The sequence below is a fragment of the Stenotrophomonas sp. P5_A8 genome (genome assembly GCF_056400545.1).
Window position 1 is genome coordinate 1 of the sequence record NZ_JBFULB010000163.1, and the last position, 8,390, is coordinate 8,390.

General features: G+C 68.9%; 6 protein-coding genes. 1 reads left to right on the forward strand and 5 read right to left on the reverse strand.

Annotated elements, in window-relative coordinates:
* Window positions 1-127: 127 nt before the first annotated feature.
* The 5 genes from ribD to glyA all read right to left on the reverse strand — a co-directional run bounded on the left by ribD (window position 128) and on the right by glyA (window position 4,187).
* Window positions 128-1,210 (reverse strand): bifunctional diaminohydroxyphosphoribosylaminopyrimidine deaminase/5-amino-6-(5-phosphoribosylamino)uracil reductase RibD, encoded by a 1,083-nt coding sequence (gene ribD, locus AC1DQP_RS12450; RefSeq protein WP_457319377.1) that lies wholly within the window; start codon window positions 1,208-1,210, stop codon window positions 128-130.
* Window positions 1,211-1,282: 72 nt separating this feature from the next.
* A complete protein-coding gene (gene nrdR, locus AC1DQP_RS12455) occupies window positions 1,283-1,804 on the reverse strand; it encodes a transcriptional regulator NrdR (RefSeq protein WP_256775393.1) in 522 nt (173 codons plus the stop codon).
* Window positions 1,805-2,027: 223 nt separating this feature from the next.
* On the reverse strand, window positions 2,028-2,468 hold the full coding sequence (locus tag AC1DQP_RS12460) for a hypothetical protein (protein WP_256775392.1): 441 nt from the start codon (window positions 2,466-2,468) through the stop codon (window positions 2,028-2,030).
* A gap of 22 nt (window positions 2,469-2,490) precedes the next feature.
* Window positions 2,491-2,931, reverse strand: a complete 441-nt coding sequence (locus AC1DQP_RS12465; RefSeq protein WP_457319378.1) for a hypothetical protein — start codon at window positions 2,929-2,931, stop codon at window positions 2,491-2,493.
* Between the two features lie 2 nt (window positions 2,932-2,933).
* The gene (glyA, locus tag AC1DQP_RS12470) at window positions 2,934-4,187 is read right to left on the reverse strand and encodes a serine hydroxymethyltransferase (RefSeq protein ID WP_256775390.1); all 1,254 of its coding nucleotides are present in this window, start codon (window positions 4,185-4,187) and stop codon (window positions 2,934-2,936) included.
* 228 nt (window positions 4,188-4,415) lie between these two features.
* Here glyA and AC1DQP_RS12475 point away from each other — a divergent pair, with 228 nt between their 5' ends.
* On the forward strand, window positions 4,416-7,946 hold the full coding sequence (locus AC1DQP_RS12475) for an autotransporter outer membrane beta-barrel domain-containing protein (protein ID WP_478051701.1): 3,531 nt from the start codon (window positions 4,416-4,418) through the stop codon (window positions 7,944-7,946).
* Window positions 7,947-8,390: the final 444 nt, after the last annotated feature.

The window sequence follows — 8,390 nt, forward strand, 5'->3', positions numbered from 1 at the left end:
TTCGCCTCCAAATAAAGGGGGAGGCCGCCCCGCGGCCGGAGGACATTCGCCGGAAAGGGCATGGGGCCCCAGCGCCCGACCCACCGACGGCGGCCGGCCCCCACCCAAACCGACCCACGCGCACCGATCACACCCGCAGCAGCAACCGCAGGTCCTCGCCCACCTGACGCTGATCCACCATGCGCAACCGGCGCTGCTGGTCCATCGCATGGATGCCCAGCCCGGACAGCAGCGGCAAGCCGTGCTCACCCAGCAGCGTGGGCGCCTGGTACAGCAGCACCTCATCGACCCAGCCACCGGCCAGCAACGCGCCGGCCAGGGTGGCACCGGTTTCGGTGTGCACTTCATTGATGCCACGCTCGGCGAGCAGGCGCAGTACTGCGCCCAGGTCCAGGCGGCCGTCGCGGCTGGGCACGCTGGCAAACTCGGCATCGGCGGCGTCCGGCGCGCTCACCGAGGCATCGTGCAGGTACAGCGTCGGCGCCCCGCCCTCGCGCACGCGGGCGCATTCCAGCGAGCGCAACCGCGTATCGAGCACCACGCGCAGCGGCGGCAGCACCTCGGTGTCGGCCAGCCGCACGGTCAGCATCGGGTCGTCGGCCAGAACCGTGTCGGCACCGGTGAGGATGGCGCCGGCACGCGCGCGCCAGTGCTGCACATCCTCGCGCGCGGCCGCGCCGGTGATCCACTTGGAACGGCCGTCAGCCATCGCGGTGCGCCCATCCAGGCTCGCGGCCAGCTTCACCCGAAGCCACGGCCGACCGCGCTCGATGCGCGACAGGAAGCCGCGATTGAGTTCGCGCGCCTGCGCGCCCATCAGCCCTTCAACCACCGCGATGCCGGCTTCGCGCAGCAGCACGAAGCCGCCGCCATCCACCTTCGGGAACGGATCGCGCATCGCCGCGACCACGCGGCTGACGCCGGCGTCGATCAACGCCAGCGCGCACGGCGGGGTGCGGCCATGGTGCGCGCAGGGTTCCAGGGTGACGTAGGCAGTGGCGCCGCGGGCGCGTTCGCCGGCCTGGCGCAGGGCGAAGACTTCCGCATGCGGCCCGCCGGTGCGCTGGTGCCAGCCTTCGCCCACCACGTCCTGGCCCTGTGCGATCACGCAGCCGACCATCGGATTGGGCCGTGCGGTGTAGGCGGCGCGTTCGGCCAGGCGCAGCGCGCGCGCCATGTGCAGGTGGTCGAGGGCGGAGAAGTCGGTCATGGCGGCAGTCATCGGCAGCAGGTGTTCAGCGCCGATGGTAGCCCAGCGATGCTGGCCGCGATGCGGCCGGGCTCAGCCCTTTTTCTTCTTGGTCAGCGCGATCACATCGCCGAGCAACTGCAGCTGTTCGGTGCTGGAAGGAAGCTCACGTTCGAGCTTCTCGATTTCTTCGCGGAAATCGGCCACGTCTTCGAAGCTGCGGTACACCGAAGCAAAGCGCACGTAGCCGACATGGTCGAGCTTGCGCAGTTCGTTCATCACAAACTCGCCGACCTTGATCGAGGGGATTTCACGTTCGCCGCAGATCCGCGCCTGCTGCATCACCGCGCGCACCGCCAGCTCGATCTTGTCTTCAGGCACCGGCCGCTTCTGCAGCGCGCGGTCGAAGCCGCTGCGCACCTTGCGCGCATCGAACGCTTCACGGCTGCCGTCGCTCTTGACGATCGCCGGCAGCTTCAGTTCGATGGTTTCCAGGGTGCTGAAGCGTTCGCTGCAGGCCTCGCACTCACGCCTACGCCGGATCGTCGCCCCGTCTTCAGAGACGCGAGAATCGATCACACGGGTATCGGCATGCTGGCAGAACGGACAGTACATGGAACGCCTTGCATCAGGAAAACGTCATGCCGTGGTCACGGCAGCGTCGCAACGGTACCTGAGAAGGCCTGCCGGCAGCAAATATCAAGTGCTGGAGGCCCTGCCCTCGGCTGCAGCCTGCGCCTGGATCACGCCAGATGCGCCAGTCGCCGGTCTTCACACGTCGATCCACCGATCGCGTATCGAGGCTCCCTCACCGCAGAAATGTTCTCGGTGCATGCGCTCAGCGCATCTGCCCTCGTGCGAGCCACACCAGGTGCGCACTGGGAAAGAGCAGCAGCGGGCCGAACACCAGGTAACCGAGCACCTGCCACGGGCTGCCGTTGACGAGGGCGAATGCAATGAAACCGGCTACCCCGAGCGCGCCAAGCATGCCCAGGCCCAGACCAGCCCACGCCAGCGCGCCGGCATGCCGCAGACCGCTGCGCCCGCGCCGCAGGTACACGCCACTCAGCCATAGCCAGGCCAGCAGCCCGCACAGGCCAGCCACGCTCCAGATCAGCAGGAGCGGGCCTTCACTGGCCCCCATATAGGTGCGTCGGGTGAAAAACGCCCAGATCGCCAGGATCGCCAGCCCACCGCCGGCCAACACCGCGGGCACGCCCAACACCAGCGCTTGGGCAAGGTAGAGGCGTTGGTGGCGAACATCGTCGACGGTCGGCATCGGGGCCTCTTGGCTGTGAGCGTCAGTATCCAGCACGTGCCTGCAGCAGCAGGGTGACTGGCCACATCAGCGCCGGGCCAAACAACAGCAGGATGGCGCCGGTCGCGATCATGCCTGGTTCCCGATTCATCAGGCCACCAAGCACGAGCAGGCCCGACATCGCGAGCATGCAGCCGGCGGCGATCAGGCCCAGGATGAGCAGTGCCCACAGCGACCGGTCCCAGAACGGCCACCGACCCGCGCGCAGGCCCTCGCGACCTCGCCGCAGGTAGCGCCAGCTCAGCACGGCCCAAGCGATCAGGGCCAGCCAGCAGGCCAGCCCAAGCAGCGCAGACCACCGCGCGCCTTCCCATGCGGCAGTGCCGACCAGCAGCGTTGCACCGGCGCCAGCGCAGCCAGCACCGGGAACACCCAATAGACCCGCCACCAGCGCGTATCGACGACGCTGGCGGCCCTCGTCCATCCTCAGCCGTAAACCGGGTACTTGCGGCACTGCGCGCTGACCGCGTCGCGGACGCGGGCAATCACCGCCGCATCGGCCGGGGCGTCGAGCACGTCGGCGATCCAGTTGGCCAGGTCCACGCAGTCCTGCTCGAGATAGCCACGGGTGGTGACGGCCGGGGTGCCCAGGCGCAGGCCCGAGGTCACGAACGGCGAGCGCGGGTCGTTGGGCACCGAGTTCTTGTTGACGGTGATGTGGGCCTGGCCGAGGGCAGCTTCCGCATCCTTGCCGGACACGTCCTTGCCGATCATGTCCACCAGCATCAGGTGATTCTGGGTACCACCGGAGACGATCTTGTAGCCACGCGCGATGAGCGTGTTGGCCATCGCCTGGGCGTTCTTGACCACCTGCTGCTGGTAGGCCTTGAAGCCCGGCTCCAGCGCTTCCTTGAACGCCACGGCCTTGCCGGCGATGACGTGCATCAGCGGGCCGCCCTGGATGCCCGGGAACACGATCGACTGCAGCTTCTTCTGCAGCTCTTCGCTGGCACCCTTGGCGATGATGATGCCGCCCCGCGGACCGCGCAGGGTCTTGTGGGTGGTCGAGGTGACCACGTGGGCGTGCGGCAGCGGGCTCGGGTAGACACCGGCGGCGACCAGGCCGGCCACGTGGGCCATGTCCACGAACAGGTAGGCACCGACCTTGTCGGCGATGGCGCGGAAGCGCGCCCAGTCCACCACCTGCGAATAGGCCGAGAAACCGGCGACGACCATCTTCGGCTTGTGCTCGACGGCCAGGCGCTCGACCTCGTCATAGTCGATCAGGCCGGCCTCGTCCACGCCGTACTGCACGGCGTTGAACAGCTTGCCCGAGGCATTGACCTTGGCACCGTGGGTGAGGTGACCGCCGTGGGCCAACGACATGCCCAAGATGGTGTCGCCCGGCTGCAGCAGCGCGAAATACACCGCCTGGTTGGCCTGCGAACCGCTGTGCGGCTGCACGTTGGCGTAGTCGGCATCGAACAGCTGCTTGAGGCGGTCGATGGCCAGCTGCTCGGCGATGTCCACGTATTCGCAGCCACCGTAGTAGCGCTTGCCCGGATAGCCTTCGGCGTACTTGTTGGTCAGCTGGCTGCCCTGGGCTTCCATCACCGCCGGGCTGGTGTAGTTCTCGCTGGCGATCAGCTCGACGTGGTCTTCCTGGCGCTGGGTTTCGGCGGCGATGGCCTTGGCCAGTTCGGGATCGTAGGTTTCGATGCGGACGTCACGCGGGAACATCGGTTACTCCAGGCTGGATGAGAGAAACGACAAGCCGTTGATTGTAAGCCCGGTCGCCCATGACTGGCCCGTGCCGGTCGACCGGCCGCCTGACGGTCGGGCAGGTACAGGGCAAACACGGGATATGCGACGCCGTTCCTTGAATTATTCAGATTAATCGATTTCAAACCCTAAAGTCGTTCAGCCGACGGCCGATACCGCCGATTCAGATCAAAACAGGGGTTGGCTGTGAATCATGTTTACCGCGTGGTCTTCAACCACGCGCTCAAGTGCGTGCAGGTGGTATCCGAATTCGCCCGTGGCGGCGGCCGTGCAGGCGCGCGCAGTGCGCGCCGCGCGCCGCGCCTGGCACCGCTGGTCACCGGCATCGCGCTGGCCTGCATGGCCCCGGCCGCGCTGGCCGGCGTCAACGGCTGGAACGAGTGGCGCGCCTCGATCAACAACGACTGGGGCACGGGCGGCAACTGGGAATTCGGTGAACCCACCGCCGGCTCGGTGGCCGCCTATATCGACGGCAGCCGCACGGCGGTGGTGTCCCAGCCTGGCGAGGAAACCGACCACCTCCACGTCGGCTATGCCAGCCGGGGCGACCTGTCGGTCCTGRCCGGCGGCACGCTGACCTCGGGGACCATCTTCGTCGGCACCGGTGACGGCGGCACCGCCGCCACCGCCGACGGGCGGGTGCTGATCTCCGGTGCGGGGTCGACCTGGACCTCGCTCACCACCCTCGGCGTCGGCCATCTCGGCCGGGGCCTGGTCGACATCGACAACGGCGGCACGCTGTCGATCGGCCTGGATTCCTACATCGGCGCCGCCATCAGCGGCGTGGGCACGGTCAACGTCAGCGGCGCGCAGTCGCTGTTCCGCACCGATCGCAACCTGCTGCTGGGCAACCAGGGCAACGGCACGGTGCGCATCCTCGATGGGGCGCAGATGACCAGCCTCGCCGGCTACGTCGGCAACACCGATACCGGCGTGGGCCTGGCCGAGATCTCCGGCACCGGCAGCCGGTGGGTGAACACCGACGTGCTCTACATCGGCCAGCTCGGTAAAGGCACGGTGAAGGTCGAGGACGGTGCCAGCGTAGAAGTGCGCGGCGCGCTGTACATCGGCAACCAGGCGCGCTCGGCGAGCGACCGCTCACGCGGCGACCTGCGGGTCTCCGGCACCGACGCGCGCTTTGTCCAGACCGGCAGCGTCGCGGTGATCGGCAACGCGGGCATCGGTGCGATCGACGTCTCCAACGGCGGCGCGGTCAGCCTGGACGCCACCACGTTCGGCCTGGCCGCCAGCGGCGTCGGCACCGCCTCGGTGACCGGCACGGGCTCGCGCCTGGACGCCGCGTCGCTGCGGATCGGCGTGAATGGCTGGGGGCGCGTGGATATCGCCGATGGCGCCACGGCAACCGTGCGCGGCAACATCCTGCTGGGCGGCAACGCGTTGGGCGTCGGCACCCTGGTAGTCGGCCCGCAGGCGGTGCTCGCAGTCGGCGGCGCGCTGCCGGCCAGCATCACCACCGGCAATGGCACCGGCACCCTCGAACTGGGCGGTGGCACGCTGCGTGCCAACAGCGTGCTGCGCGTGGACAGCAACGTGCTGCTGGCGGCCGATTCGACCATGGAGACGGTCAACAATGTGCTCATGCAGCGTGCCGTCAGTGGCAACGGCCAGCTGCGCAAGACCGGGGCCGGCAGCCTCACCATGAGCGTGGACAGCAGTGGCTGGAGCGGCGGCACGGTGGTCGATGCGGGGACCCTGGCGGTCTATGGCAGCAAGGCGCTGGGCACCGGCCTGGTGACCCTGGACGATGCCACGCGACTGGAACTGGGTGATGCGGTGGCGCTGGACAACAGCGTGCAGCTGCGCGGCGAAGTGGCCGTGTCCGTCGGCACCGCCAGCCGTGCCACGTTGGCCGGCAACGTGCGTGCCAGCGCCGGTGGCGTGCTGGTCAAGACCGATGGCGGCGAGCTGGTGATGGCGGGCAGCGCCTACAGCGGCGCCACCCGCATTGACGACGGCCGCGTGCTGGCCACCGGCAATGCCCTGCCCACCGGCAACATCGCCATCGGCAGTGCCGGCACGTTCCAGATCGACACCACCCGCGTGCTGCAGTACGCCGGGCAACTGAGCGGCACCGGCACCTTCGCGCAGGGGCGCCATTGGCTGACCCTGACCGGGGACAGCAGTGCCTTCGCCGGGACCACGGTGGTGGATGGCGGCCGCCTGATGGTGGACGGCGCGCTCGGCGGCCAGGTGAACCTGGACAACGCGGCGTACCTGGCCGGCAGTGGCCGGGTGGGCAACGTGCACCTGCGCTCGGGCAGCACGCTGGACCCGGGCCCGAACATGGGCGTGGGCCGGCTGACGGTTACCGGCGATCTGGTGTTCGACCCGAGCGCGACCTATCGCGTCGATGTCGCCGCCGACGGCAGCAGCGACCGCGTGGACGTGGCGGGCGTGGCCACGCTGGGTGGTGCGGGCACCGTGGCGGTGGCTGCGGCCGGCGACTGGAAGGTGTCCACACGCTACACCGTGTTGAGCGCCGGTGACGGCGTGCAGGGCACCTTCGCCGGGGTGAGCAGCAACTTCGCCTTCCTCGATCCGAGCTTGGCTTACGACGCCAACAACGTCTACCTGACGATGGCGCGCAACGACGTATCGATGCCGGACGTGCAGCTGACGTTCCCGGACGTGGTGGTCAACGACAACCAGAAGGCGGTGGCCGGCGCCGTGGAAGCGCTGGGTACCGGCAACGCGGTCTATGACGCAGTGGTGCGCCTGGAAGTGCCGCAGGTGGTGCCGGCCTTCGACAGCCTCAGCGGTGAAGTGCATGCGGCCAACCGCGGCACGCTGCTGCAGAACCGCTTCCTGCACGACGGCATCGACCGCCACCTGGATGGCCGCGCGATCAGCGGCGGCATCGCACCGGGCGTGCGCGTGTGGCTGGCCGGCAGTGGCGGGCAACGGCGCACTGACGCCACTGCCGCCAATGTCGGCACGCGCGCGCAGCAGCACGGGCTTATGGCTGGTGCCGGTTGGCAGGTGGGCGAGTCGCTGGAGTTCGGCGTGGCCGCCGGCCAGCAGCAGCTGGACACCCGCCTGCGCGAGCGCGACGCACGCGCCGAGACCGATGCGACCGAGTACGGCGTCTACGCCGACTATGGCTGGCTGGGGCTGCGCCTGCGCGGCGGGGTGACCCGCGCGGACTACCGCACCGACAGCACCCGCACAGCCCAGATCGGCACGACGTTCGCCGAGACGCTGTCGGCCCGCGAAGATGCCACCGCCACTACTGCTTTCGTGCGTGCCGGTTGGACGTTCGGCGGACCGCGTTTGCAGCTGACGCCGGAAATCGAGCTGGCCCAGGTGCGTCTGGAAAGCGATGGCAGCCAGGAACACGGTGGCCATAGCGCGCTGCGAATCGCCTCTTCCGATGGCCGTTACCGTACCGGTCTGGCGGCGTTGAAGGCGGACTGGGATATCAGTGGCGGCGAGCAGGACAAGGCCGTGCTGACCGCACGCGTGGGCTGGCAGTACGCCGACGGCGACCGCCTGCCGACGGCGACCGCCCGTTTCGTGGCGGGCACGCAGGACTTCGCCATCACCGGTGCACCGCTGGCACGCAGCAGTGTGCTGGCCCAGCTCGGGGTGGCGGTCAGCCCGACCGCCAACAGCCGCGTGTCGCTGCAGGTGCAGGGGCGCGATGGGGATGGGCAGCGTGACGTTGGTGCCCAGCTGGACTGGTCGGTCGGCTTCTGACGTGAGCGGGAAGCGGGTGTGCCGGCCAATGGCCGGCGCAGCCATCAAAGGGCGCGCCTGTAGGCGCGCCCTTTTTTTTCTTTTCTCAATGGAGGGGAGCGTCGCGTTCCAGGGACCACAGCCGAGGGTGCGCGGCGTTGGATGCTCGGGCAGTCCCGGCGCCCTTTGGATCTGGTGGCGTCTCCGATCGGGAGTGTCGCGCGCGTGAGGGCCCCGTAGCGGCCGGTAGGCCCCTGGCGCAAATGTCCCCCGGCCTGCGGCCTCCTCCTTGATTTTGCCCAGAAGCCTACCGGCCGCTACGGGGCTCGGCTYGCGGTGCGCAGGCAGAAGCCAGGCTTTTCTGGCGGGTCGGTGGGTCGGGCGCTGGGCCCCCATGCCCTTTCCGGCGAATGTCCCCCGGCCGCKRYGCGGCCTCCTCCTTTATTTCGCCTCCAAGGGCATGGG

Coding starts and splice junctions, on each gene's coding strand:
- ribD (WP_457319377.1), bottom strand. CDS start 1,210: ATGACCGACTTCTCCGCCCTCGACCACCTGCACATGGCGCGCGCGCTG.
- nrdR (WP_256775393.1), bottom strand. CDS start 1,804: ATGTACTGTCCGTTCTGCCAGCATGCCGATACCCGTGTGATCGATTCT.
- AC1DQP_RS12460 (WP_256775392.1), bottom strand. CDS start 2,468: ATGCCGACCGTCGACGATGTTCGCCACCAACGCCTCTACCTTGCCCAA.
- AC1DQP_RS12465 (WP_457319378.1), bottom strand. CDS start 2,931: ATGGACGAGGGCCGCCAGCGTCGTCGATACGCGCTGGTGGCGGGTCTA.
- glyA (WP_256775390.1), bottom strand. CDS start 4,187: ATGTTCCCGCGTGACGTCCGCATCGAAACCTACGATCCCGAACTGGCC.